Origin of the sequence: Streptomyces gobitricini, assembly GCF_039532985.1 — a bacterium.
GTDB lineage: Bacteria > Actinomycetota > Actinomycetes > Streptomycetales > Streptomycetaceae > Streptomyces > Streptomyces gobitricini.
Genome location: NZ_BAAASR010000040.1, coordinates 1 through 23,859 on the forward strand (window position 1 = coordinate 1; position 23,859 = coordinate 23,859).

At 72.6% G+C, this 23,859-nt stretch carries 24 protein-coding genes; 11 read left to right on the forward strand and 13 right to left on the reverse strand.

The genetic code is table 11. The features are described 5' to 3' along the window. Window positions 1-149: 149 nt before the first annotated feature. Window positions 150-1,418 (reverse strand): DUF6716 putative glycosyltransferase, encoded by a 1,269-nt coding sequence (locus tag ABD347_RS27160; RefSeq protein ID WP_344366132.1) that lies wholly within the window; start codon window positions 1,416-1,418, stop codon window positions 150-152. A 177-nt stretch (window positions 1,419-1,595) separates the two neighbouring features. Here ABD347_RS27160 and ABD347_RS27165 point away from each other — a divergent pair, with 177 nt between their 5' ends. Together ABD347_RS27165 and ABD347_RS27170 are read left to right on the forward strand one after the other, a co-directional pair. Next, the gene (locus tag ABD347_RS27165) at window positions 1,596-2,573 is read left to right on the forward strand and encodes a glycosyltransferase family 2 protein (protein ID WP_344366133.1); all 978 of its coding nucleotides are present in this window, start codon (window positions 1,596-1,598) and stop codon (window positions 2,571-2,573) included. Next, window positions 2,570-3,913, forward strand: coding sequence for a polysialyltransferase family glycosyltransferase (locus ABD347_RS27170; RefSeq protein WP_344366136.1), 1,344 nt, complete (start codon window positions 2,570-2,572; stop codon window positions 3,911-3,913). Before ABD347_RS27165 ends, ABD347_RS27170 begins: the two co-directional genes overlap by 4 nt. 91 nt (window positions 3,914-4,004) lie before the next feature. Here the strand turns inward: ABD347_RS27170 and ABD347_RS27175 are convergent, their stop codons facing one another. After that, window positions 4,005-5,585 (reverse strand): acyl-CoA mutase large subunit family protein, encoded by a 1,581-nt coding sequence (locus ABD347_RS27175; protein ID WP_344366138.1) that lies wholly within the window; start codon window positions 5,583-5,585, stop codon window positions 4,005-4,007. A 180-nt stretch (window positions 5,586-5,765) separates the two neighbouring features. Further along, a complete protein-coding gene (locus ABD347_RS27180; protein ID WP_344366140.1) occupies window positions 5,766-6,101 on the reverse strand; it encodes a hypothetical protein in 336 nt (111 codons plus the stop codon). Between ABD347_RS27180 and ABD347_RS27185 the strand changes: the two genes are divergently transcribed. Continuing rightward, complete coding sequence (locus ABD347_RS27185; RefSeq protein WP_344366141.1) at window positions 6,088-6,708, forward strand: L,D-transpeptidase family protein; 621 nt, start codon at window positions 6,088-6,090, stop codon at window positions 6,706-6,708. The two genes, ABD347_RS27180 and ABD347_RS27185, sit on opposite strands and share 14 nt — an antisense overlap. Window positions 6,709-6,920: 212 nt before the next feature. Here ABD347_RS27185 and ABD347_RS27190 read toward each other — a convergent pair whose 3' ends face one another. The 8 genes from ABD347_RS27190 to ABD347_RS27225 all read right to left on the reverse strand — a co-directional run bounded on the left by ABD347_RS27190 (window position 6,921) and on the right by ABD347_RS27225 (window position 15,277). Beyond that, window positions 6,921-8,084, reverse strand: coding sequence for a hypothetical protein (locus tag ABD347_RS27190; RefSeq protein WP_344366142.1), 1,164 nt, complete (start codon window positions 8,082-8,084; stop codon window positions 6,921-6,923). Then, a complete protein-coding gene (locus tag ABD347_RS27195; RefSeq protein WP_344366294.1) occupies window positions 8,084-8,764 on the reverse strand; it encodes an RNA polymerase sigma factor in 681 nt (226 codons plus the stop codon). The genes ABD347_RS27190 and ABD347_RS27195 overlap by 1 nt, the downstream gene beginning before the upstream one ends. Window positions 8,765-9,027: 263 nt before the next feature. Continuing rightward, window positions 9,028-10,059 (reverse strand): hypothetical protein, encoded by a 1,032-nt coding sequence (locus ABD347_RS27200; RefSeq protein ID WP_344366144.1) that lies wholly within the window; start codon window positions 10,057-10,059, stop codon window positions 9,028-9,030. Further along, window positions 10,056-10,616 carry an RNA polymerase sigma factor gene (locus tag ABD347_RS27205; protein WP_344366146.1) on the reverse strand — a complete coding sequence of 187 codons (561 nt, stop codon included), beginning with the start codon at window positions 10,614-10,616 and terminating at the stop codon, window positions 10,056-10,058. Before ABD347_RS27205 ends, ABD347_RS27200 begins: the two co-directional genes overlap by 4 nt. Before the next feature lie 487 nt (window positions 10,617-11,103). Beyond that, a complete protein-coding gene (locus tag ABD347_RS27210; protein WP_344366147.1) occupies window positions 11,104-11,385 on the reverse strand; it encodes a hypothetical protein in 282 nt (93 codons plus the stop codon). Window positions 11,386-11,671: 286 nt separating this feature from the next. Further along, a complete protein-coding gene (locus ABD347_RS27215) occupies window positions 11,672-12,697 on the reverse strand; it encodes a hypothetical protein (RefSeq protein ID WP_344366150.1) in 1,026 nt (341 codons plus the stop codon). A 312-nt stretch (window positions 12,698-13,009) separates the two neighbouring features. Next, complete coding sequence (locus ABD347_RS27220) at window positions 13,010-13,516, reverse strand: hypothetical protein (RefSeq protein ID WP_344366152.1); 507 nt, start codon at window positions 13,514-13,516, stop codon at window positions 13,010-13,012. A gap of 114 nt (window positions 13,517-13,630) precedes the next feature. Further along, window positions 13,631-15,277 carry a beta-N-acetylhexosaminidase gene (locus ABD347_RS27225; protein WP_344366154.1) on the reverse strand — a complete coding sequence of 549 codons (1,647 nt, stop codon included), beginning with the start codon at window positions 15,275-15,277 and terminating at the stop codon, window positions 13,631-13,633. Between the two features lie 172 nt (window positions 15,278-15,449). Here ABD347_RS27225 and ABD347_RS27230 point away from each other — a divergent pair, with 172 nt between their 5' ends. From ABD347_RS27230 to ABD347_RS27265, 8 genes are all read left to right on the forward strand, one after another. Continuing rightward, complete coding sequence (locus ABD347_RS27230) at window positions 15,450-16,208, forward strand: 2-oxo-4-hydroxy-4-carboxy-5-ureidoimidazoline decarboxylase (protein WP_344366157.1); 759 nt, start codon at window positions 15,450-15,452, stop codon at window positions 16,206-16,208. 135 nt (window positions 16,209-16,343) lie between these two features. After that, the gene (gene sdhC / locus ABD347_RS27235; RefSeq protein ID WP_344366159.1) at window positions 16,344-16,724 is read left to right on the forward strand and encodes a succinate dehydrogenase, cytochrome b556 subunit; all 381 of its coding nucleotides are present in this window, start codon (window positions 16,344-16,346) and stop codon (window positions 16,722-16,724) included. Between the two features lie 8 nt (window positions 16,725-16,732). After that, complete coding sequence (locus tag ABD347_RS27240) at window positions 16,733-17,212, forward strand: succinate dehydrogenase hydrophobic membrane anchor subunit (protein ID WP_344366162.1); 480 nt, start codon at window positions 16,733-16,735, stop codon at window positions 17,210-17,212. 22 nt (window positions 17,213-17,234) lie between these two features. Beyond that, entirely contained in the window at window positions 17,235-18,989 is a 1,755-nt protein-coding gene (gene sdhA, locus ABD347_RS27245) for a succinate dehydrogenase flavoprotein subunit (RefSeq protein WP_344366165.1), read from the forward strand. Next, window positions 18,989-19,747 (forward strand): succinate dehydrogenase iron-sulfur subunit, encoded by a 759-nt coding sequence (locus ABD347_RS27250; protein ID WP_344366167.1) that lies wholly within the window; start codon window positions 18,989-18,991, stop codon window positions 19,745-19,747. The genes sdhA and ABD347_RS27250 overlap by 1 nt, the downstream gene beginning before the upstream one ends. A 172-nt stretch (window positions 19,748-19,919) precedes the next feature. Then, the gene (locus ABD347_RS27255; protein ID WP_344366169.1) at window positions 19,920-21,107 is read left to right on the forward strand and encodes a cytochrome P450; all 1,188 of its coding nucleotides are present in this window, start codon (window positions 19,920-19,922) and stop codon (window positions 21,105-21,107) included. A gap of 11 nt (window positions 21,108-21,118) precedes the next feature. Further along, complete coding sequence (locus ABD347_RS27260; protein ID WP_344366171.1) at window positions 21,119-21,310, forward strand: ferredoxin; 192 nt, start codon at window positions 21,119-21,121, stop codon at window positions 21,308-21,310. A gap of 162 nt (window positions 21,311-21,472) precedes the next feature. Next, window positions 21,473-22,246 carry a TetR/AcrR family transcriptional regulator gene (locus ABD347_RS27265; RefSeq protein ID WP_425575776.1) on the forward strand — a complete coding sequence of 258 codons (774 nt, stop codon included), beginning with the start codon at window positions 21,473-21,475 and terminating at the stop codon, window positions 22,244-22,246. Here the strand turns inward: ABD347_RS27265 and ABD347_RS27270 are convergent. Together ABD347_RS27270 and ABD347_RS27275 are read right to left on the reverse strand one after the other, a co-directional pair. After that, window positions 22,212-23,573 carry a metallophosphoesterase gene (locus ABD347_RS27270; RefSeq protein ID WP_344366174.1) on the reverse strand — a complete coding sequence of 454 codons (1,362 nt, stop codon included), beginning with the start codon at window positions 23,571-23,573 and terminating at the stop codon, window positions 22,212-22,214. The genes ABD347_RS27265 and ABD347_RS27270 overlap by 35 nt on opposite strands. Before the next feature lie 13 nt (window positions 23,574-23,586). Next, window positions 23,587-23,838 carry an SCO4848 family membrane protein gene (locus ABD347_RS27275; protein WP_344366176.1) on the reverse strand — a complete coding sequence of 84 codons (252 nt, stop codon included), beginning with the start codon at window positions 23,836-23,838 and terminating at the stop codon, window positions 23,587-23,589. Window positions 23,839-23,859 lie beyond the last annotated feature (21 nt).

A 23,859-nucleotide genomic window follows, 5' to 3' on the forward strand; every position in this document is an offset into this window, starting at 1 on the left:
CCTGGCGCGGGTGGACGTGGCGCGGGTGGAGGCGGCACGGGCGGGCGCCGAGCGGGCCGGGGAGGCGGTCGCCGCGCGGGGCGGCCGGGCCGGGGCGGGGTCGGGTTCCGGGCGAGCCGGGGCGGGGGGCGCGGGGGCCGGGCGGGCGGTCACAGTTCCCCCAGGCGGCGGATGGCCGGGGCGACGCGCTGCACCCCGTGGCGGTAGACGCCACGTGCGGCGTCGCGCAGCAGGCGCCGTACCGGGTTCGCGGCGGGCGCCTCCGTGGCGTCCAGGCGGTGGCGGGCGAGGATCCCGGGCAGGTAGCCGGGGGCCGTCGCCGCCGTGTAGTAGGGCGCGACGGGGGGCAGGGCGGGCGCGGCCAGCAGGTCCAGCACACGGGCCCGCGCCGCGTCGAAGGCCCGCTCGTACGCGCCGTCGGCCGCCACGCCCTGGTCCGCCCGCCACGCGTCGTCCGGCCGGGGGCGGTGGCCGCCGTCGAGGGCGTCCCACGACGTGAGCAGCCCGGAGCCGATGAAGTGGTGGTTGCCGAGCGCCTCGCGTACGCCCAGGTCGGTGAGGACCGCCGTCGGGACGCCCCGGTGCAGGGCCTCCAGGGCGGCCGTGGAGGAGACGGTGACCAGCAGGTCGGTGCCGTCGAGGACCTCGCCCATGTGGCCGTGCACCATCCGGACGTTGGGCGGCAGCGGCCCCTGGACCAGTTTCTGGTACGGGTGTTCCTCCACGTGCGTGGTGTGCTCGCCCGGCCTGGAGCGGAGCTTCAGCAGCACCTCACGGTGCGGGTGCAGCCGGGCGTGCTCGACCAGGCGGCGCAGCAGGTACGCGCGGTCGGCCCGCGACGCCGGCACCGACGGCTGCGCGGCGAACACGACCGTGTCGCGGCCCGGGACCGGCGCGTACCGTGCCCCGCCGAGGAACGGGAGCGCCGCCTCCACCACCGCCGACGCGCCGGCCCCGACGCCCTCGTACACCGCGCGGAACCGCCGGGCGTCGGCCCGCGAGTTGGCGAGCACGACGTCGGCCCCGTGCCGCAGCAGCAACCCGTCGGCGAGCTTCTCGTAGACGACGCCGACGTAGCCGGTGACGATCACCGGGCGGCGCGGCAGCACCATGCCGGCCAGGCCGTGCAGCATCGCCTGGACGGTGCCGCCGACGAGCGCGAGGACGACCACGTCGTACGCCTCGTGCCGGACCGCCGCGAGGAACTCCGCCCCGGTCACCTCACGTGGAGCGGCCACGTCCGCGCCGACCTCGGCGAGCTGACGCGGAGTCGGGGTGGCCCGGCCGCGCAGCACGAAGCCGGTCACCCGGTGGCCGGGCGGGCTGATGCGGCGCGCCGTCAGGGCGCCCCATTTCCATCGGGTGTCGGAGTCCGCGAGTACCGCGACCCGCACCGCTTCACGGTTGCGTGGGGACACGCCGAGGACGTTAGAAAGGTCGCCCGGCCGCCCGGCCCAACTCGGCCGCAACAAACGGTGAACAGCGTCTGGCTGCTGTCCGGTGGAAATCCGGTTAATGAGCGTGCCGCGCAGTGTTCACCGCCCATCCCTTTCCGGTCGTGTTCGATGACGGCTGCCGCGCCTAACGTCTCGCGGGTGGTCAAGCTCTCCGTCGTCGTGCCGTTCCACAACGTGCAGACATACGCCCCGGACACTCTGTCGAGCCTGCGCGCCAACGCTCGTGAGGACTTCGAATTCCTGCTCGTCGACGACTGTTCGACGGACGGGACCGGCGAGATCCTCGCGAGGGCGGCGCGCGAACTGCCGGGGGCGGTGCTGCTCGCCCACCCGCGCAACCGGGGGCTGGCCACCGCGCGCAACACCGGGATCGACGCGGCCCGTGGCGAGTACCTGGCGTTCCTCGACGGCGACGACTGGCTGGCACCGGGTCATCTGGCCCGGGTCCTCGCCACGATCGAGCGGCTGGGCTGCGACTTCGTCCGTACGGACCACGTCCGGTGCACCGCCGGGACCCGCACCGTGCACCGGGTTCCGGTGGGCCGGCGCGGGGTGGTGCTGCGCCCGCGTGACGCGATCCTGCCGGCCGAGCGGTCCACTTCCGTCGACTACCCGTACGCCTGGGCCGGGATGTACCACCGGCGTCTCGCCGACCGGGGGCTGCTGCGTTTCACCGACGGCCTGCGCACCGCCGAGGACCGGCCGTGGATATGGCGGTTGCACCGCGAGGCGGATTCCTTCGCGGCGATCGGGACGCTCGGGATCTTCTACCGGCGCGGTATCTCCTCGTCCCTCACACAGATCGGCGACATTCGACAGCTGGATTTCATCCGGGCTTTCGACCAGATATTGGCGGAAACGGCCGAGGACGCCGACGCGGAAAAGCTCCTCCCGAAAGCCGTACGTACCTACTGCGCGATCATCGCCCACCATCTGGGGTCGCTGGAACGGTTCGAGGCGCCGGTCGCCCGGAAATTGCGCACACTGAGCGCCGCCGCCCTGAAACGGATGCCGCGGCGGATACTCGACGACGCCCTCGACACGATGGACGCCGAGCGGGCGTCCCGGCTGCGCCGGTTGCGCCGCCGCCCCGTCCGGGCGGGGGCCGCCGCATGACCACCCGTATCCTCTGCGCCTCCACCTTGTACGGCGCCGTCACCCTGGCCGCCGCGCTGGACAGTGGCTGCTTCCCGCCCGCCGGCCGCCGGCTGCTGCTGGTCTGCAACAACGCGGCGGTTCCCGAGACGGCCGTCCCGCTGGACCGGATGCCCGGCTTCGAGCGGCTGCGGGGCCGTTTCGACTCCGTACGGTCGTGGAACGACGCCGTCGCGCCCTTCCACCCGAGCACGTGGTCGCCCCGGCCGGACGACGTTCCGCTGTGGGAGCGGTACCTGCGGTTGCTGTGGGGGCTGGGCGAAGACGAACCGGTCGAGCTGGTCGTCGAGTCCCTCCAGGTCGCGCCCGCGCTCACGGTCGCGCGGCTGTTCCCGGAGGCGCCGATCGACGTGTACGCGGACGGCCTGATGAGCTACGGCCCGACGCGCGTCAGGCTGGACCCGCTGGTCGGCGAGCGGGTGCGGCGGGTGCTGCACCTGGACCTGGTGCCGGGGCTGCGGCCGCTGCTGCTGGCGGAGTTCGGCGCGGTGGCGGAGGTGGTGCCGACGGAGGCGTTCACGAAGGTGGTGGACGAACTGGCTGCGGACGAGCCGGCGGTGGACGAGCCGGGCGTGTGCGAGCCGGAGCCCCGGGGCGGGGGTCCGGCCCTGGTCCTGGGCCAGTACCTGGCCGCCCTCGGCATCCTCTCCCCCGCCGAGGAGGAGGCCCTGCACGTGCGGATGGTGCGCGGCGCCGTGGCGCGCGGACACCGGCGGCTCGTCTTCAAGCCGCACCCGCTGGCGCCCGCGTCCTGGTCGCGGGCCCTGGAGCGGGCGGCCGAGGAGCTGGGCGCCGACCTCACCGTGGTGGACCGCCCCGTCCTCGCCGAGGTGCTGTTCCGGCGGCTACGGCCCGCGCTGGTGGTCGCCTGCTTCTCGACCGGCCTGTTCACCGCAGCCCGCTTCCACGGCCTCCCGGTCGCCCGCCTGGGCACCGGGATGCTGCTGGACCGCCTCTCCCCGTACCAGAACAGCAACCGGGTGCCGGTGACGCTCGCGGACGCGCTGCTGCCCGGCCTGGAGACCGGCGGGACCCACGCCGTGGACGACCTCACCGGTCTCGTCCACGCCGTGGGTTTCGCCATGCAGCCCCAGATCCGTCCGGACCTCCGCCCGGCGGCGGAACGGTACCTGTCCGCCCACCTCGACGCCCGGACCCTGCGCTACTTCAAGCGCCGCCGCCTCACCGTCCTCGGCCTGCCCGGCGGCCTCCCGGTCCCCCGCAACGCGCCGGCCCGCCGACTGGCCCGCCGCGCACTCCGAGCTCTCCGCGCACTCCGCGCCCGCCGGGCCTCCGCCTGAAGCGCGCGGTCACACGGCGTCAGGGGGCCGCACCCGCCGGAACGCGTCTGCCGGAACCCGCCCACCGGACCTGCCCGCCGGAACGTGCCCGTCAGAACGCGTCCGTCGGGACGTAGGTCCCCCACACCTCCCGCAGCGCGTTGCAGACCTCGCCGACCGTCGCCCGCGCCTTGAGGGCGTCCTTCATCGGGTAGAGCACGTTGTCGGTGCCCTCGGCGGCCTTCTTCAGCTCCGCGAGCGCCGCGTCGACCGCGGCCTGGTCGCGCTCGGCGCGCAGCTTGGCGAGGCGCTCGGCCTGCTGGGCCTCGATCGCCGGGTCGACGCGCAGCGGCTCGTAGGGCTCCTCCTCCTGGAGGGTGTAGCGGTTGACGCCGACGACGACGCGCTCGCCGGAGTCGGTCTCCTGGGCGATGCGGTAGGCGGACCGCTCGATCTCGTTCTTCTGGAAGCCGCGTTCGATGGCGTTGACGGCGCCTCCGAGGTCCTCGACCTTCGTCATGAGCTCCAGGGCGGCGGCCTCCACCTCGTCCGTCATCTTCTCGACGACGTACGACCCGGCGAACGGGTCGACGGTGGCGGTGACGTCCGTCTCGTACGCGAGGACCTGTTGCGTGCGCAGCGCCAGGCGGGCGCTCTTGTCGGTGGGCAGCGCGATGGCCTCGTCGAAGGAGTTGGTGTGCAGCGACTGCGTACCGCCGAGGACCGCCGCCAGGCCCTGCACGGCGACGCGCACCAGGTTCACCTCGGGCTGCTGGGCGGTCAGCTGCACGCCCGCCGTCTGGGTGTGGAAACGCAGCATCATCGACTTGGGGTTCTTGGCGCCGAACTCGTCCCGCATGACCCGGGCCCAGATCCGGCGGGCGGCCCGGAACTTCGCCACCTCCTCCAGGATGGTGGTGCGGGCGACGAAGAAGAACGACAGGCGGGGCGCGAAGTCGTCGACGTCCATGCCCGCGGCGACGGCGGTACGGACGTACTCGATGCCGTCGGCGAGGGTGAACGCGATCTCCTGCGCGGGCGAGGCCCCGGCCTCCGCCATGTGGTAGCCGGAGATCGAGATGGTGTTCCACTTCGGGATCTCGGCCTTGCAGTACTTGAAGATGTCGGCGATCAGCCGCAGCGACGGCTTCGGCGGGAAGATGTACGTGCCACGGGCGATGTACTCCTTGAGCACGTCGTTCTGGATCGTGCCCGTCAGCTTGTCCGCCGGGACGCCCTGCTCCTCGCCGACCAGTTGGTAGAGGAGGAGAAGGAGGGCGGCGGGGGCGTTGATCGTCATCGACGTGGAGACCTTGTCCAGCGGGATCCCGCCGAAGAGGATCCGCATGTCGTCGATCGAGTCGATCGCCACGCCGACCTTGCCGACCTCGCCGTGCGCGATCGGCGCGTCGCTGTCGTGACCCATCTGGGTCGGCAGGTCGAACGCGACCGACAGGCCCATGGTGCCGTTGGCGATGAGCTGCTTGTAGCGGGCGTTGGACTCGACGGCGGTGCCGAAGCCGGCGTACTGCCGCATCGTCCAGGGCCGGCCGGTGTACATGGTCGGGTAGACACCGCGCGTGAAGGGGTACGAGCCCGGTTCGCCCAGTTTCTCGTCGGCGTCCCACCCGCTCAGGGCGTCCGGCCCGTACACCGGCTCGATGGGCAGACCCGACTCCGACTCGCGCGCCATGTGCTGTGCCTTCCGATTAGACCTACTCGCTGGTACCGACCCTCGCGACGGACTGTAGCGGCGGGCGTGCGGCGGGTGGAGAGCCGCACGCTGGGACCTTGCTCACAGCATGCTCCGTGCCGCGCAACCAAGCACCCCTGGGAAGCATCCATCCAGGTACAGGTCATCAACTCGGGGGGCTCACATGCACCGCACGTCCGTCATACGCAGAACCGTCCTGGCCGCCGCGGCCGTGGCCGTGGCCGCCACCGGCTGCACCGCCCAGGCCGTGGGGGCGGCCGGGGGCTCCGCGCCCGCCTCGCCGGCGTCACCGTCGGCCACCGCCTCGCCGTCCTCCGGTGCCTCGCCGTCCTCCGGTGCCTCGCCGTCCTCCGGTGCCTCGCCGTCCTCCGGTGCCTCGCCGTCCTCCGGTGCCTCGCCGTCCTCCGGTGCCTCCGCCGCCGGTGGCGCCGAGCCGGCGGCCTCCGCACCGGTCTCCTCGACGCCCGAGGACAAGGCGCTGATGGCGGAGGGCACGGAGAACGAGCAGGTCCGTGAGCTCCAGGCACGACTGCGCCAGCTCGGGCACTTCCACCGCAGCCCCACCGCCTTCTACGGCTCCATGACCGCCGAGGCGGTCTCGGCGTTCCAGAAGAAGCAGGGCCTGTCCGCCACCGGCGAGGTCGACGGCGGAACCTGGGAGAAGCTGACGGCCGCGTCGCGCAAGCCCACCGCCGGGGAGCTGCGCCCGGCGACCACCAACGAGCTGGACAAACCCGACGCGCGCTGTATGACGGGCCGGGTGCTCTGCATCAGCAAGGAGAGCCGGACCCTCGCCTGGATGATCGACGGCAAGGTGGTCTCGGCGATGGACGTGCGCTTCGGCTCGGAGAACACGCCGACCCGGGAGGGCACCTTCAAGGCCGACCGCAAGGAGCGGGAGTGGGAGTCGACGCTCTACCACACGTCGATGCCCTACTCGATGTTCTTCAGCGGCGGGCAGGCCGTGCACTACTCGGCGGACTTCAAGGCCCGGGGCTACAACGGCGGCTCGCACGGCTGCGTCAACGTACGGGACAGGGAGCGGCTCTCCGCGGTCTTCGGCCAGGTGAAGGTCGGCGACAAGGTCGTCGTCCACTGGTGACGGCGGGAGGGGGAGAGGGGAGAGGGGAGAGGGCGCGAGCGGGACCGGGGGAACGTGTCCCGCCCGCGCCATGTGCGCTGAGCCGTAGGTACGGGGGGAACCCCGGCTCTCTGCGCTGCCGATGACCAGTCGGCTCACTCATTACTGCGCCGCGGGGCGGAAAAACGTCACACCTTCACCGAAGAAATTTTGAAACCGCAGGTCACAGGGGTTCAGAAGGCCAGTCCGGTGTGTCGCACGGAGAGCGACGGAGCCAGCGGACGCCAGGAGACCGAGGGGCGCGCCGCGTCCGAGCCGCCGCCGTCGCCGCCGTTGTCCTCGCCGCCCCAGCCGCCGCCCGGGCCGGTCCCGGGGCCGGAGCCGCCGCTGCCCGAGCCGCCGGAGGCGGAGCCGCCCGCACCCGGAGCCGAACCGCCCCAACCGGAGCCGCCCGAACCCGAGCCGCCCCAATCTGAGCCGCCCGAACCCGTGCCACCGGAGCCGGCGCCGGCCGGGCCGTTCTGGTGCTGGGCGTCGCCCGCCAGCACCTTGTCGCAGAGGGCCTTGAACTTCGCCGCGCCGTCCGCGGCGGCCTCGAGCTTCTGCCGGCGGTCCCGGTCGAGGCGGCCGTCACGGTAGTCGCGGCAGTCCTGGACGGCCCGCGCGAACCAGGTGCCGTCCGCACCCCGACCGGACACGGATCCGGACTCCGGGCCCGCGACATCGGCCGTGTCGCCGCCGGGCCACCCGCTGGTGCCGTCCTGGTCCCGGGCGCCGTCGCCGCCCTCCGGGTCCGGCCGCCCCGGGGCGCGCTCCCCACCCGTGCCGGGCGTCGCCGACGCCGCCGGGGGTACGCCGCCGGGCTCACCGGCCGTCCCGGGCGTGGCGGAGCCGGACCCGCCGGTCGTCCCCTCGGCCGTCGGCGTACCCGGCGTGGCGGCGGCGGACACCGACGCGGCGGGCAGCGGCTCGCTGTCGCCGCCCAGGACCGGCAGCACGCCCGTACCGGCGCCGACGGCCACACCGCCGACGGCCAGGCCGGCCACCGACGCGGCCAGGCCCCAGCGCACGGGCCGCACCCAGCGCATCCGGCCACGGGGCCCCGGCCGAGCGCGGACCGTGCCGACTTCCGCCGCCTCCGGTACGCGGGAGGCGCCCAGGGCGGCTCGCGCTCCCGCGGCCTTCTCCGCCCGCGCCGCGCGGAACGCCGCCAGCGCGGCCTCCTCGCCCGGCAGCTCACCCACCGCCGGGTCGGCGGAGGCCCGCAGGGCGTCCAGCGCCCGCTCGACCTTCCGTGCCCGCTCCCGCGCGTGATCGTCGACGGGGCCGACCGATTCACCCCGCAGCAGGTTCTCCGCCGCGTCCTGGTCGAGCCACTCGTCCCGCTCGTCGGCCATCACATGTCCTTCTGCGTCCGCGAGCGCCAATGCGTCACACCGGTACGCACCCCTGAACCGACCCGGCGCCCGGGCTGTGGCGGTACGGCGCTCAGCGCGCCGGGCGCCGTCCCGGCCGGCTCGGGCGCGCCGTCCGCGTCCAGCAGTTCGGCCAGCCGCTTCAGTCCGCGGTGGGCGGCGGTACGTACGGCGCCGGGTCGCTTGCCCAGCGTCTCGGCGGCGCTCTTGGCGTCCAGCCCGACGACGACACGCAGGATGACGGCCTCCGCCTGGTCCTGCGGGAGCTGTGCGATCAGGTGCATCGTGCGGCCCGTGGCCAACGCCTCCATAGCCTCGTCCGCGGTGTCGGACTCGGCCGGCTTGTCGTTGAGCTCCGTCTCGTCCCCACCGACGGCGGGCCGCCTGCCGCGCATGCGCAAGTGGTCCAGGGCGCGGTTGCGGGCGATACGGGCCGCCCAGCCCCGGAAACGGTCGGCGTCCCCGCTGAACCGGGCGATGTCGCGGGAGATCTGGAGCCAGGACTCGGACGCGACGTCCTCCGCGTCGGCGTCGCCGACCAGCGTGCGTATGTAGCCGAGCAACCGCGGATGCACGGCGCGGTACACAGCACGGAAGGCTTCCTCGTCCCCGTCCTGTGCCGCGAGCACTGCGGTGGTCAGCTCCGCGTCGTCCCCCAGCACTTCCACTACCTGTTCGTCATCGCGGCTGGTCACCGCCGTCGCTCCGCCCGGCGCGCAGCAGCACGCTACGTGGTCGCACGGCGTCACGTCCATGTCTTGTACAACCTGCAACGTCTCGTTGACCGAGCGCGGTGTGACAGAAAACGCACGCGTGGCGCTGATAGGAGTACGGGGCCGTACCACGGACCCGTGGACGACGGCCGGGGCCTCTCCTGTGGGGGGTGGCGGCCCCGGTCGTCCTCCGCCCCGGACGGGCGTGCAGGTCATTGCCTGCCCTTCGGGCCGTGAGCGCCGCCTGTCGCGCCACCGGCGTCTGCGCCGGTCTCACCGACCGCCTCGGCCCCGGGCTTCCCGCCCCGCCCGCGCCCGGCCTTCTCCTCGCCCTTCGCTCCCGGCTTGGCCTGCGGTTTCGCGTCCGGCTTGTTGCCGGGCTTCCCCTGCGGCTTCGCGTCCGGCTTGTTGCCGGGCTTGCCCTGCGGCTTGTTGCCGGGCTTCCCCTGCGGCTTCGCGTCCGGCTTGTTGCCGGGCTTGCCCTGCGGCTTCGCGTCCGACTTGGAGCCCGGCTTCCCCTGTGGCTTGGCCTCGGGCTTCGCGTCCGGCTTGTGCCCGGCCTTCTCCTCGCCCTTCGCGTCCGGCTCGCGCCCCGCCCTCTCGCTCGGCTTCTGCCCGGGCCTCGTAACCGTCCGCGCCCCCGGGTCCGCCTCGGCCCCGCCCTTGGACGTGGACGTGGACGCGGGCGTGGGAGTGGGCGCGGTCCCGCCCTTCCCGCCGGGGTGACCGTCGATCGCCCGCGACGCGCCCGCCCCCGGGACGGTGCCCGACTCGGGCGTCGACGCCGGACGGTGCCGCCCGCCCTCCGGCTCGGCGAGCGGCGTGGCGGGCACGGCTTCGTCCCGCGTGGACACCGTCGAGGGCCGGGGCTCCGGGGCGGCACCGCCGCCACCCCAGCCGAACGGCGAGCGGATCGCGCCGGTCTGCGCCGCCACCGCGACCCCGCCCACCAGCACGGTCGCCGCCAGGGCCATCGCCGTGGCCCGCAGCGAACGCAGCCGCCGCGCCCGGCCCGGCCGCCAGTCGTCGCGCCTCCGGGTTCTCCGTACCGCGTGCGCGCCCTCGTTGCGAGCCGCCCGGAACGCCGCGACCGCCCGCTCCTCGCCCGCCGGGTCCACCTTGCCGTCCCGCACGACCGCCGCCAGCAGCGCGGCCGACACCGCGCCGTCACCGAACCTGCCGTCACCGAACCCGGTGTCGCCGGTCCCGGCGTCACCGTCCTTCGACATCCTGTTCCTGCTCATCCCCTGGCTCCGCCCTGCGCCAGTCGCCCGGCGAGTTTTCTCAGTCCTCGGTACGCGGCGGTGCGCACCGCTCCCGGCCGCTTGCCCAGCACCCTCGCCGTCGCCGGGCCGTCCAGCCCCACGACCACACGGAGCAGCACCGCCTCGGCCTGCTCGCGCGGCAACCCGCGGATCATCGCGAGCGCCTGCTCCGTCGACAGGCTCTCCAGCGCCGCGGCGGCGGTGTCCTGGCCGCCCGGCAGCTCCAGCACGTCCTGCTCGATCAGCGAGGTACGTGGGCTCCGCCTCTGCTTGCGCAGATGGTCGAGCGCCCGGTGGCGGGCGATGGTCGCCGTCCACCCGCGGAAACCCGCGCCGTCGCCCTGGAACCGCCCGAGGTCCCGGGCGATCTCCAGCCACGCCTCGGCCGCCACGTCCTCCGCGTCGTCGCCGACGAGCCCGCGCACGTATCCCAGCAGCCCGGGGTGGACCAGCCGGTACGCCCGCGCGAACGCGTCCTCGTCTCCCTGCTGGGCGCGCTCGACGGCAGCACCGAGCTCCGTGTCGTACGCCCCCACACTGCCCTCTTCGCGCCGCCCGTCACAGTCCCCCACCTTTCAACTGCGTCGGGGCACCCGAAAATGTCACAGCAGCGCCTTCTGACGCCGACGCCGTGGCCGAGCGCCGGCCGGTTCCGTCCCGTCGCCGTCGTCGCGTCCAGCGGTGTGCTGAAGTCCCATCCATGCCTGACCCAGCGACGTCCACGCCACATCCGTCACACGGAACGGAACGTGTCACTTCTCATACGCCGTCCCCCCGTACGACCATTCAGTTCTCTCCGCCGTCCGCGACGGAGCCGCTCCCGCCCCGGGATGTCGCCGCGGCCGGTGGCCCACAGCAGGGTGGGCCAGGCGGGCGCGCCGGGTCGGCACGCCGGGGAGCAGCCGCAGCAGGCCCCTGTGGCACAGCTTCCGCCGCGCGGAGAGGCCGGAACCCAAGCGGCTCGGCTGCCGGTTCGTACGTGGCGGCCGGACACGCCGTCCGCTTCCGCGCTCGTACAGTCATTCACCGCACGGGCTCGGCCCAGGCGGCGTACGTGAGGACCGTCTCGCCGTCCGGCAGGTCCAGACGGGCCCGCAGGCCGTAATGGACGCGGTAGGCGAGCCCCTCGATCTCCACGCGCCCGCACTCCGTACCGCCGCCCCCCGGCCCCTGGAAGCCGGGGCTCTCGACGACGTCCCACCCGGCCTCGCGGGCCAGGTACACCCACTCCTGGTAGGCCTCTTCGTTTCCGCCCAGGTCCGGGTCGGTGTCGCCGACCCGGATGAGGATCTGCACGGGGTCCACTCGCCGCCCCTGCGTCATCACCGACCGACCTCCCGCCGCCGCACCGGGACTTCTCCGCCCGCGACGACGAGTGCCCCGCTCGGGCCGCATCAGACAGCAGGGCGGAACGTCCCCGGCGCCTACGCCGTCACGCGTACCCGGAGCGGCGGCGGAAGAGGAGCAGGGGCCGCGGCGACCGGGCAGAGGGCACCGATCGCCACCCGCGTGAACTCCAGGCACCACCGGGTGAGGGCGGTGAGCCCGGCGGAGACTCCTGTCCCCCGCACGCCCCCGTCCCGGGGTGTGCTTACGCCGCGTCCTCGGGGAAGCCCTCTTCGGGGAAGTCCTCCTCCGGGAAGCCCTCGTCGCCGAGCTCTTCCTCGCTCATCATCGCGCCGGCCAAGCCGCCCATGATCTCTTCCAGGTCCAGCTCGGTGGCGCCGGCCGGAGCGGTGGGCTTCTCGCCCTCACTCAGCCGCAGCACCAGGCCGAACTTCTTGACCTTCGCGTCCTCGGCCAGCTTGGCGAGGTCGATGTTCACCTCGGTCAGCTCGCCGTTCTTGAGCGTGAAATCCGCGGAGACCTTGGCGTCCGGGGCGTCCTTGAGGTCCTTGTCCGTCGGCAGTTCCATGCCCGGGGGCAGGTCCTTGGCCAGCGGCCGGATCTCGCCGAGCAGCTCCGTGACGAGCGTGCGGAAGGGGGCCGTGGCGGTGATGTGCTCGGTGCCGTCCTTGTCGCCGGAGGTCTTGAAGTCGACCTCGCGGGCAATCGTCTCCCGGAGGGCGTCCAGGAGCTTCTTCTGCGTCTTGGCGTCGAGCGTGGGCTCCGGCGAGGGCTTCGCACCGGGCTCGGCCCCCATCTCGGCGCCGGCCTTCTCCATCTCCTTGGTGTTGAACTTGACCCACTCGCCGTCGAGCACCTTCTTGAACGGCTCCGCCTCCGGGGGCAGGTCGTCGGTGGGCGGCAGGGGCTTGTCCGCCACCTCGGCGATGGCTTCCATGTCGGCGCGGAAGTAGCTGTAGTCGCCGACGACCCGGTACTCGACGAGGTCGCCGTCCGCGGTGCTGACCTTCATGGCCATGCCGACGTAGTCCTTCTCGCCGGACTCGTCGATCGGCTTCTTCGACTCCACGGTGACGCTGATCTTGGCGCCGCTGAGCAGGTCGGCGGCCTCGTCGGGCATCTCGTCGCCGGGCTCCGGGTCCGACGAGGCGTCCAGCGCCTTGAGGGACGCCGCGTCGGTGTCCAGGTCGAGCTCGAAGGAAATCGTCTTCTCCTTGCCGAGCTTCTCGAAGGCCCGGTCGAGCTTCTTCCCGGCGGACAGCTGCTCCACCGTCCCGCAGGCGGCCGAACCGGCCAGAACGGCGCCGACGACTGCGGTGGCGGTCAGGGTCTTGCGTATGGCGGTGATGATGGTCTCCTCGTCAGTGCGATCACGGCGTGATCACTCAGGAGACTCACAACGCCCGCAGAGGGTTGCCCTGCCGCCCTTTTTCCTTTCCCGGCCTGCCCGTGCGGCAGTGGGACGGCTTCCCGTCAGGCCGGCGCGGCCCGATTCGTACACCCGGCGCGCGTCCCGCCGTCGGGCCCGGCCGAGCCGGGCCGCATCGGCCGCCTGCTCGCGCCCTGAGCCGTCGGAGCGCTCTCACGCTCCGCGGTCGCGGCGCGCGAGAACGGCGCGCAGCACCCGCCGGGCCTCGGCCGAGACCTCCAGTACCGGCCGGAGCCCGGCGGGCGGGCCGTCGGACGGGGTGTCGGCGAGGAACTCCAGGACCTGCGCCTGGCGCCGTTCCTCGGCGTCCATCAGCGGCCCGCCGCCGAGCTCTCCGTGCACCTCCAGCGCGGTGAGCGAACACACCGACGCCCATGGGCGCAGCGCCGCCCCGTCCCACGTGGAGGGGGCGGCGCCCAGCATCTTGCGTACGAGTACCGCCAGGTCGCCGCCGTCGGTCTCCTCCGACGCGGCCCGGACCTCCGCCAGCCGTTCGGCCCAGCCCGCCCCGTCCTCGGCCACGCAGCACCACAGGGGCCTGAGGAGGTCGTCGGGTGCGGTGCTCAGCAAGGGAAGGCAGCGGTCGAGGCAGGCCAGCGCGGAGGCTGCCAGCCCCCGTTCGCCGGCCTCGGCGATCAGTTCCTGCGCGCTCTGGCTCATGGACGTCTCCCGTCGCGGACGCGGTACTCCCCTTACTGCGCCGCATGGCCGGAATCCGTCACTACGTGTGGCGGGAAACCATCGCTTCAGCGACGATCGGCTCCGCCCCCGGGCTCAGCCTCCGTCCAGCCGGTCCGCGAGCGCCCGGAAGTCCTCCCAGGTGAGCTGCGGCGTGGCCGGGTCCCAGAGCTTCTGGGCCGTCGCGCGCAGCGGCATGCGGATGCCGTTCGCCACCTGCGCAGCGGTCTGGGAGTTCGCCAGGTCGCACCAGACGGCGAACCGGCCGCCGAGGATCTGGTCCCCGTACCGCTCGGGCACCGCCGAGGAGCCGCGCAGCACCAGCGGCGTCCACTCCTGGTAGATGCGGCGGCCGGTGGGGTACGTGAACTGGTTCGGCTCGCCGAGGACGTAATAGAGGTACTCGTCGTTGAGGTTCACCACCCGGCGGCCCTCGCGCAGGTACTCCACCGGTTCGCGGGCGCCGATCTCCTTGCCCGTCCAGTACTCGACCTCGATGTCCTCGTGGGCGCTCACCGGGCCCCCGGCGAAGAAGCCGTCGTTCCAGGCCTTGGCCTTCTTCCGCTCGGACCTGACCACCGCCGCGCGGTCGTTCAGCCAGCCGGTCGCCAGGTCCTCGACGTCCGCGCCCGCGCCGTACTTCTGCCGCGCCGCCCGGGCGAGCTGCGGGTAGGAGGCGGCCGGGTCGCGGACCGTCAGCGCCTGGTACTCGTCGGCGCCGACGTGGAACCACGGGCCGGGGAACAGCTCGGCGTACTCACGCAGCAGGTCGTCGACGATCCGGGCCGACGCGGGCTTGGAGATGTCGATGGCGCCCTGCCGTGGCGTGCCCTGGACGTTGCGCAGCTGGAGCTGCGGGTGTGCCCGCAGGACGGCGCCGAGGTGTCCGGGCGAGTCGACCTCCGGGACGACGCTGATGTGCAGCCGGTTCGCCAGCGCCACGATGCGGCGGACCTCGGCCTTGGTCAGGTGCGGCTGCGAGACGATCTCGGGGTGCGAGGTGGACTCGATGCGGAAGGCCTGGTCGTCCGAGAAGTGCAGGCCGAGCTGGTTCAGCTTGAGGTCGGCCATGTCACGCAGCCGGTCCTCGATCCACGCGGCGCTGAAGTGCTTGCGGGCGATGTCGAGGTTCAGGCCGCGCTGCGGCTTGGCGGGCCGGTCCCGGATGACGCCCTCCGGGACGGCCCCGCCCGACCGGAGTGCCTGCTTGACGGTCCGCGTGCCGTAGAAGGCCCCCGCCTGGTCGGGCGCGGATATGCGCACCCGGCCGCCCCGGGTGGTGAGGGTGTACGACTCGGGGCCGCCGGCCTGTCCGGTGTTCAGGGCCAGCTCGATGTCGCCCGCGCGGGCGGCCCCCTCGCCCCGGTAGGCGGTCTTCAGCTCGCCGGCCAGGAGCCGGGCCTCGTCCGCGAGGGCGCCGCTGCCCTTGGCCACGACGACCGCGCTGCCGCTGCCGGGGCGCCAGCCGGGCCCCCGGGCGGGTTCGTGCTCCCGTACCGACGGGATGGTGCGGGGCGCGGTGGAGAGCGGATACGTCCGTGTGGGTGACGGGGTGGCCGACGGGGTGGGCGACGCCTCGGGGGTCGGCGTGGTGGCCGGACCGGTCGCCGGAGCGGTCCCCGGAGTGGTCGCGGTGCCGGGCGGGGCGGTCCCCCGGTCTCCGCCGCCGCCTTCCCCGCAGCCCGCGACGGTGAGCGAGAGCACCACGGCCGCGACGAGACCCCCTGTGGAATGCCGGTTCACGCGCTTACCTCCGTCCATGGGGTGTCCATGGGTGTACGGAAACCATCCCTTCCGGGTGAACTTCTCGCATCTCCCGCACAGCGCACGCTCACCCTGGGTAATGTTGTGCCCCTTCCCTCACACCTTCCTCACAGATCTCCGCTGTCCCGCTGTCCTTTTCGAGGAGCCCACGATGGCCGGCGACCCCACCGCAGGCGTCCCGAAGCGACCGCCCACCGCCCCGGCCAGGGCCGCCACGCCCGGAGCGGGCACCGTGGCCGCGGGGGCCACCCGCCCGCGACACGCCCCGCCGGAGGCCGCGCGGACACCGGCCGGAGCCGACCGCGCCGCGGCCGCCCGCCGCCAGGACCCCCGGCCCGACGGCACGCCCCCGGGAGCCCAGCGCCCCGAGGCCGGACGTGCCCGGCCCATACCTGCCCAGGGCCGCGGCGCCCACGCCACCGAAGGCCTGGCCCGGTTCAACGCCGCCCCGGCAGCCGCGGCCGAGGCCGCCCTGCTCGCCTGCTGCGGCAGCCGCGGCTGGGCCCGGCTGGTCGCCGCCCACCGCCCCTACCCGACGCTGGACGCCCTGCTCGCCGCCGCCGACGAGGCCAGCTACGACCTGTCCGGCGCCGACCTGGACGAGGCGCTGGCCGACGAGACGTCGGCGGGCCTGCCCCCGGGCACCCCGTCGGCCGCGCACACCGCGTGGGAGGCCGCGCACGCCGAGTACGAGAGCCGCTTCCACCACGCCTTCGTGATCTGCCTGGACGGCCACCGGCCCGAGGAGCAGCTCAACCAAGCGCTGTCGGCCATCCACACCCGTATGAGCCACCCCCCGGAGAAGGAGCGGGCGATCGCCGCGGACGAGCTGCGCCGCCTGGCTCGTGCCCGTCTGTCCCGTCTGATCGGACGAACCGGGCCCCCGGGTAGCCCGTCCGTGCCTGTTTGATCACACCTGAGGACCCCGCGCGAGGGATCCGACAAGTCGTCGCTACGATGACCGGGGCCGGTGGACCGTACCCGGCCGGGTCAGACCGACATCGAAGCCGGCCGACCCTGATCCCCGCTCCCGGAGGGTTTTTCCGTGCCGGCTGGAACGCTGTACCGCGGCCGGGAAGGCATGTGGTCGTGGGTGGCTCATCGAGTCACCGGCGTCCTCATCTTCTTCTTCCTGTTCGTACACGTGCTGGACACCGCTCTCGTCCGCGTCTCCCCCGAGGCCTACGACGAGGTCGTCGCCACCTACAAGACCCCGCTCGTCGCGTTGCTGGAGTACGGCCTCGTGGCCGCCATCCTCTTCCACGCGCTCAACGGCCTTCGTGTGATCGCCGTGGACTTCTGGTCCAAGGGCCCGCGCTTCCAGAAGCAGATGCTCTGGAGCGTGATGGCCATCTGGTTCGTCCTGATGGTGGGCGCCCTGTACCCCGTCCTCGGCCACGCCGTACGCGAAGTGTTCGGGAGCTGATGTCCGAGATGTCCACTGATTTCACCAAGTCCGCCGTCGGCCCGGTCGAGGGCGAGAGCCTCTACGACGTCGACAACCCGGCTCCGTACATCGAGCCGCCCCGCAAGCGGACGGGGAAGACCCCGAAGTCGGCCCGCGGCAACTTCGAGATGGCCGCGTGGCTCTTCATGCGCCTGTCGGGCATCGTGCTGGTGGTCCTCGTCATCGGCCACCTGCTGATCCAGCTGGTGCTGGACGGCGGCGTCTCCAAGATCGGCTTCGCCTTCGTGGCCGGCCGCTGGGCGTCCCCGTTCTGGCAGGTCTGGGACCTGCTGATGCTGTGGCTGGCGATGCTGCACGGCGCCAATGGCCTGCGTACCGTGATCAACGACTACGCCGAGCGCCCGAACACGCGCCTGTGGCTCAAGGGCCTGCTGTACACCGCCACGGTGTTCACCATCCTTCTGGGCACGCTGGTGATCTTCACCTTCGACCCGAACATCCGCTAGGCACGGGGCTGAGGAAATCCGCATGAAGATCCACAAGTACGACACCGTCATCGTCGGCGCCGGTGGCGCGGGCATGCGCGCCGCCATCGAGGCGACGAAGCGCAGCCGTACCGCCGTGCTGACGAAGCTCTACCCGACCCGCTCCCACACGGGCGCCGCGCAGGGCGGCATGGCCGCCGCGCTGGCGAACGTGGAGGAGGACAACTGGGAGTGGCACACCTTCGACACGGTCAAGGGCGGTGACTACCTGGTCGACCAGGACGCCGCCGAGATCCTGGCGAAGGAGGCCATCGACGCCGTCCTCGACCTGGAGAAGATGGGCCTGCCGTTCAACCGGACCCCGGACGGCACCATCGACCAGCGCCGCTTCGGCGGCCACTCCCGCAACCACGGCGAGGCCCCGGTCCGCCGGTCCTGCTACGCCGCGGACCGCACCGGTCACATGATCCTCCAGACGCTGTACCAGAACTGCGTCAAGGAGGGCGTGGAGTTCTTCAACGAGTTCTACGTCCTCGACCAGCTGATCACCGAGGTCGACGGCGTCAAGAAGTCCGCCGGTGTGGTCGCCTTCGAGCTGGCCACCGGTGAGATCCACGTCTTCCAGGCGAAGGCCGTGATCTACGCGTCCGGCGGCACCGGCAAGTTCTTCAAGGTGACGTCCAACGCGCACACCCTGACCGGTGACGGCCAGGCCGCCTGCTACCGGCGTGGTCTGCCGCTGGAGGACATGGAGTTCTTCCAGTTCCACCCGACGGGCATCTGGCGCATGGGCATCCTGCTGACGGAGGGCGCCCGTGGTGAGGGCGGCATCCTCCGCAACAAGGACGGCGAGCGCTTCATGGAGAAGTACGCGCCCGTCATGAAGGACCTCGCCTCGCGTGACGTCGTCTCGCGCTCCATCTACACGGAGATCCGCGAGGGCCGTGGCTGCGGTCCCGAGGGCGACCACGTCTACCTGGACCTCACCCACCTGCCGCCGGAGCAGCTCGACGCCAAGCTCCCGGACATCACCGAGTTCGCGCGGACGTACCTCGGCATCGAGCCCTACACGGACCCGATCCCGATCCAGCCGACCGCGCACTACGCCATGGGCGGCATCCCGACCAACGTCGAGGGTGAGGTCCTCAGCGACAACACCACCGTCGTGCCGGGTCTGTACGCCGCCGGCGAGGTCGCGTGCGTGTCGGTGCACGGCGCCAACCGCCTGGGCACCAACTCGCTGCTCGACATCAACGTCTTCGGCAAGCGCGCCGGCATCGCCGCCGCCGAGTACTCCGCCAAGGCCGACTACGTCGAGCTGCCGGAGAACCCCGCCTCCTTCGTGCAGGAGCAGGTCGAGCGGCTGCGCAACTCCACCGGCAGCGAGCGGGTCTCGGTGCTGCGCAAGGAGCTGCAGGAGACGATGGACGCCAACGTGATGGTGTTCCGCACCGAGCAGACGATCAAGACGGCGGTCGAGAAGATCGCCGAGCTGCGCGAGCGGTACCGGAACGTGTCCATCCAGGACAAGGGCAAGCGGTTCAACACGGACCTGCTGGAGGCCATCGAGCTGGGCAACCTGCTCGACCTGGCCGAGGTCATGGCCGTCTCGGCGCTGGCCCGCAAGGAGTCCCGCGGCGGCCACTACCGCGAGGACTACCCGAACCGAGACGACGTCAACTTCATGCGCCACACCATGGCGTACCGCGAGGTCGGCGCCGACGGCTCCGAGACCGTGCGTCTCGACTACAAGCCCGTCGTCCAGACCCGCTACCAGCCGATGGAGCGTAAGTACTGATGGCTACCCCGACCCTGGAGAAGCGGGAAGCCGGCTTCGCCGACTCCCCGTACATCACCGCCACCTTCCGGATCCGCCGCTTCAACCCCGAGGTGTCGGAGCACGCGGTCTGGGAGGACTTCCAGATCGAGATCGACCCGAAGGAGCGTGTGCTCGACGCCCTCCACAAGATCAAGTGGGACGTCGACGGCTCGCTGACCTTCCGGCGGTCCTGCGCGCACGGCATCTGCGGCTCCGACGCGATGCGGATCAACGGCAAGAACAGGCTCGCCTGCAAGACGCTGATCAAGGACATCAACCCGGAGAAGCCCATCACGGTCGAGGCCATAAAGGGCCTGACGGTCCTCAAGGACCTGGTCGTGGACATGGAGCCGTTCTTCCAGGCGTACCGCGACGTGATGCCCTTCCTCGTCACCAAGGGCAACGAGCCGACGCGTGAGCGCCTCCAGTCCGCCGAGGACCGCGAGCGGTTCGACGACACCACCAAGTGCATCCTGTGCGCCGCGTGCACGTCGTCCTGCCCGGTGTTCTGGAACGACGGCCAGTACTTCGGCCCGGCCGCGATCGTCAACGCGCACCGCTTCATCTTCGACTCGCGCGACGAGGCCGGCGAGCAGCGGCTGGAGATCCTCAACGACAAGGACGGCGTGTGGCGCTGCCGCACCACGTTCAACTGCACGGACGCCTGCCCGCGCGGTATCGAGGTCACCAAGGCGATCCAGGAAGTGAAGCGCGCGCTGATCACGCGCCGCTACTGACACTCCCCGCTTCCCGGCGCCTCACCGAAGGGCCCGTTTCCTCACGGAAGCGGGCCCTTCGGCCTGCGGATCGCCCGTACCGGTGGTTTGGCCGAACTACGCGTAGACCGGATGGATGCCTGAGGCATGTAGTGGGACCGGCAGTCCGAATCTCGTCACCTGCGAGGCCACCATGACGGAAGCCGTAGCGTTCCCCCAGGACCGCACGTGTCCCTACCACCCGCCCACCGCCTACCGACCGCTGCGCGAGTCGCGGCCGCTCTCCCGCGTCACGCTCTACGACGGCCGGTCGGTGTGGGTCGTCACCGGGCACGCCGCCGCCCGCCAACTCCTGTCGGACCAGCGACTCTCCACCGACTCCACCCACGCGGCCTTCCCGCTGCCCACGGAGCGGTTCGCCGCCGTGCGCAACCGCCGCCGCACCGCCCTGCTGGGCGTGGACGACCCCGAACACAACGTGCAGCGGCGGATGCTCATCCCCGGCTTCACGCTCAAGCGCACGGCCGACCTGCGGCCACGCATCCAGCGGACGGTGGACGAGCTGATCGACGCCATGGTCGAGCAGGGCCCCCCGGCCGAGCTGGTGTCCGCCTTCGCCCTGCCGGTCCCCTCCATCGTCATCTGCGACCTGCTGGGCGTGCCCTACACCGACCACGAGTTCTTCGAGGAGCAGTCGCGCCGGCTACTGCGGGGCCCGTCGGCGGAGGACACCGAGGACGCCCGAGGCCGGCTGGAGGACTACCTCGGCGACCTGGTTGAGCGGAAACGCGACAAACCCGGGACCGGGGTCCTCGACGACCTGGTCCAGCAACTCGCCCACGGCCGGCTCGACAAACAGGAGCTGATCGAGCTGGCCACGATCCTGCTGGTGGCGGGCCACGAGACCACCGCGAACATGATCTCGCTCGGTACGTTCACACTGCTCCGGCACCCGGAACAACTGGCCGAGCTGAAGGCCGACCCGGAGCTGATGCCGGCCGCCGTGGAGGAGCTGCTGCGGTTCCTGTCGATCGCGGACGGCATGCTCCGGGTGGCCAAGGCGGACATCGACATCGGCGGGGTGACCATCCGGGCCGACGAGGGCGTCGTCTTCTCGACCTCGGTCATCAACCGGGACACGTCCGCGTACGCCGAGCCGGACACCCTGGACTGGCATCGGTCGGCCCGCCACCACGTGGCGTTCGGCTTCGGCATCCACCAGTGCCTGGGCCAGAACCTGGCGCGGGCGGAGATGGAGATCGCGCTGCGGACGCTCTTCGAGCGGCTGCCGGGCCTCCGGCTGGCGGCACCGCCCGAGGAGATCCCGTTCAAACCGGGGGACACGATCCAGGGAATGCTGGAACTGCCCGTCACATGGTGAGGATGAGCCCCATGGACATTCTGATCGACAAGCACGTCTGCATCGGTGCGGGACAGTGCGCCCTGACCGCGCCGGACGTGTTCACCCAGGACGACGACGGGTTCAGCGAGCTCCTGCCCGGGCGGGAGGACGGCGCCGGGAGCCCCCTGGTGCGGGAGGCCGCCCGGGCGTGCCCGGTGGGCGCCATCAAGGTGGCGCCCTAAGGGCGGGGCACGGCGGGCCGGCGGGTGGCGGCGGGCGGAAGGGTACGGCGGGCCGCGGGCTCCGGCCGGGCGGGCTCCGGCCGGGCGGCGCATGCGGCTTGAACATGTTCAAAGCGAGGGCTACAGTCAGGCTGCTCAAGCTCTCCGAAGGACGTGAACCACGTGACGGACGCCCAGGCGCCGACGCCCGCCGGACCCGCCGAGGCCCCCAAGGCCCCCAAGGCCCCCAAGGCCCCCAAGAGCGAGCAGACCCGCACCCTCATCCTCGAAACCGCGCTCCGGCTCTTCCAGGAGCGCGGCTACGACGGGACGACGATGCGGGCCGTGGCCCAGGAGGCGGGCGTCTCCGTCGGCAACGCCTACTACTACTTCGCCTCCAAGGAACATCTGGTCCAGAGCTTCTACGACCGGCTCGCCGCCGAACACCGGATCGCCGTCCAGCCCGTCCTGGAGGGCGACCGGGACCTGGCGGTACGGATCCGGGAGTCGCTGCTGACGTGGCTGGACGTGGCCCGGCCCTACCACCCGTTCGCCACCCAGTTCTTCAAGAACGCCGCCGACCCCGACAGCCCGCTGAGTCCCTTCTCGCCCGAGTCGGTCGCCGCCCGCGAGGCGGCCATCTCCATCCAGGAGCGGGTGCTGTCCGGCTCCGACACCAAGACCGCTCCGGAGCTGGCCGAGCTGCTCCCGCGCCTGATGTGGCTGATGCAGATGGGCCTGGTGCTGTTCTGGGTGTACGACCGGTCGGAGGGCACCGAGCGCAGCCGCCGGCTCGTCGTACGCACCGCGCCCCTCGTCGCACGGGCGATCGCGCTGTCCCGGTTCCGGGCGCTGCGGCCGCTGGTGCGGCAGCTGCACGAGGTGCTGGAGGAGTTCATGCCGGGGGCCGTGACCGGGGCGGCTACGCCTGCTTCGACGCCAGCTCGACGACCGTGATGTCGGACGGGGCGCCGACCCGGACCGGCGGCCCCCAGGCGCCCGCGCCACGCGAGACGTACAACTGCGTGTCGCCGTACCGTTCGAGTCCGGCGACGGTGGGGTTGGCCAGCTCCGCGAGGAAGTTGCCGGGCCAGAGCTGACCGCCGTGGGTGTGGCCGGACAGCTGGAGGTCGACCCCGTGCGCCACGGCGTCGTGGATGACGACCGGCTGGTGCGCGAGCAGCACGGCGGCGCGCGCCCGGTCGCGGTCGCCGAGCGCGGCGGCGAAGTCGGGTCCGTCGCCGTAGTTCTCGCCCGCGACGTCGTTGACCCCGGCGAGGTCGAACCCGGCGATCTCCACGCGCTCGTTGCGGAGCGGGCGCATGCCCAGCTCCCGCACGTGGTGCACCCACTCCTCCGCGCCGGAGAAGTACTCGTGGTTGCCGGTCACGAAGAAGGAGCCGTGCCGGGAGCGGAGCCGGGCGAGCGGCTCGGCGGCCCGTCCCAGGTCCTCGACGCTGCCGTCGACCATGTCACCGACGACGGCGACCAGGTCCGGCTGGGTGGCGTTGACGGCGTCGACGATGCGCTGGGTGTGCGCGCGCCCCAGGATGGGGCCGAGGTGGATGTCGCTCACCACCGCTATCCGGTACCCGTGCGCCCCGCGGGCCAGCTTCGCTAGCGGTACGGTGACCCGCTTGACGCGGGGCCCGCGCAGGACGCCGTACGTCCCGTACCCGACGGTCCCCAGCGCGGCGGCCGCGGCGGCGCCACCGACGACGCGCGACACGAACAGCCGCCGGGACGGGCCGGGCGCCCCGGACGCCGGACCTCCCCGCCCGGCGCCCGCACCTGCCTCCGCCTCCGCACCGGCTCCCGCACCGGCGGCGGGCGTCTCGGGCGACGCGGGTGCCCCGGGCGACGCGGAAGCCACGGACGGTGCGGCGACCGGCGCGGGCGCTCCGGCCATGGCCGACACGGGCGTGGCCGGTACCGGCGTGGGCGCCGTGACCGGCACGGCGGCCGCCCGGCGGTCCAGGGCCCGGCGCAGCAGGGGCCGGAGCGCCTCACCCACCACCAGGGCGAGCACCACGTACAACAGCGACGCCAGCCACAGGAAACCCGGCCAGGCCAGGACTTGCTGGAGCCGGAACGGCGCCCCGGCCCGCCCCGCCGTCAGCGCGCCCAGCGACAGCAGCGGCAGCACGACCAGGGCGATCGTGCCCAGCCGCCGCGCCACGCCGCCCGGCGCCGTGACGTCGCGCACCAGGCGCCGCCACACGTACCAGTGCACGGCCCCCAGCAGGCCGATGACCCCGACGAGTACCAGCATGGCCAGCAGCACGGGTCCCTACCCCCTATTCGGCGCGCGCGTCGCGGCGTGAGGCGCGTACACCACGCAACCCGATGGCGCCCACCGCCGTCCCCAGAACAAAGGACGTGATGGCGAGCAGCAGATGAACCCAGAAGTAGGCAGTCGGGTCGCCCGCGTCGTCGAAGGCGAGACCGCTCCCGTCGTTCCAGAGATTCTTGACGAAAGTGATCCAGATGAACCAGCTCCACACCCCGAAGGCGAGCAGGAACCAGGAGGCGGAGCGGCTGAGCTTCATGGGTTCAGTATCGCCGCCTCC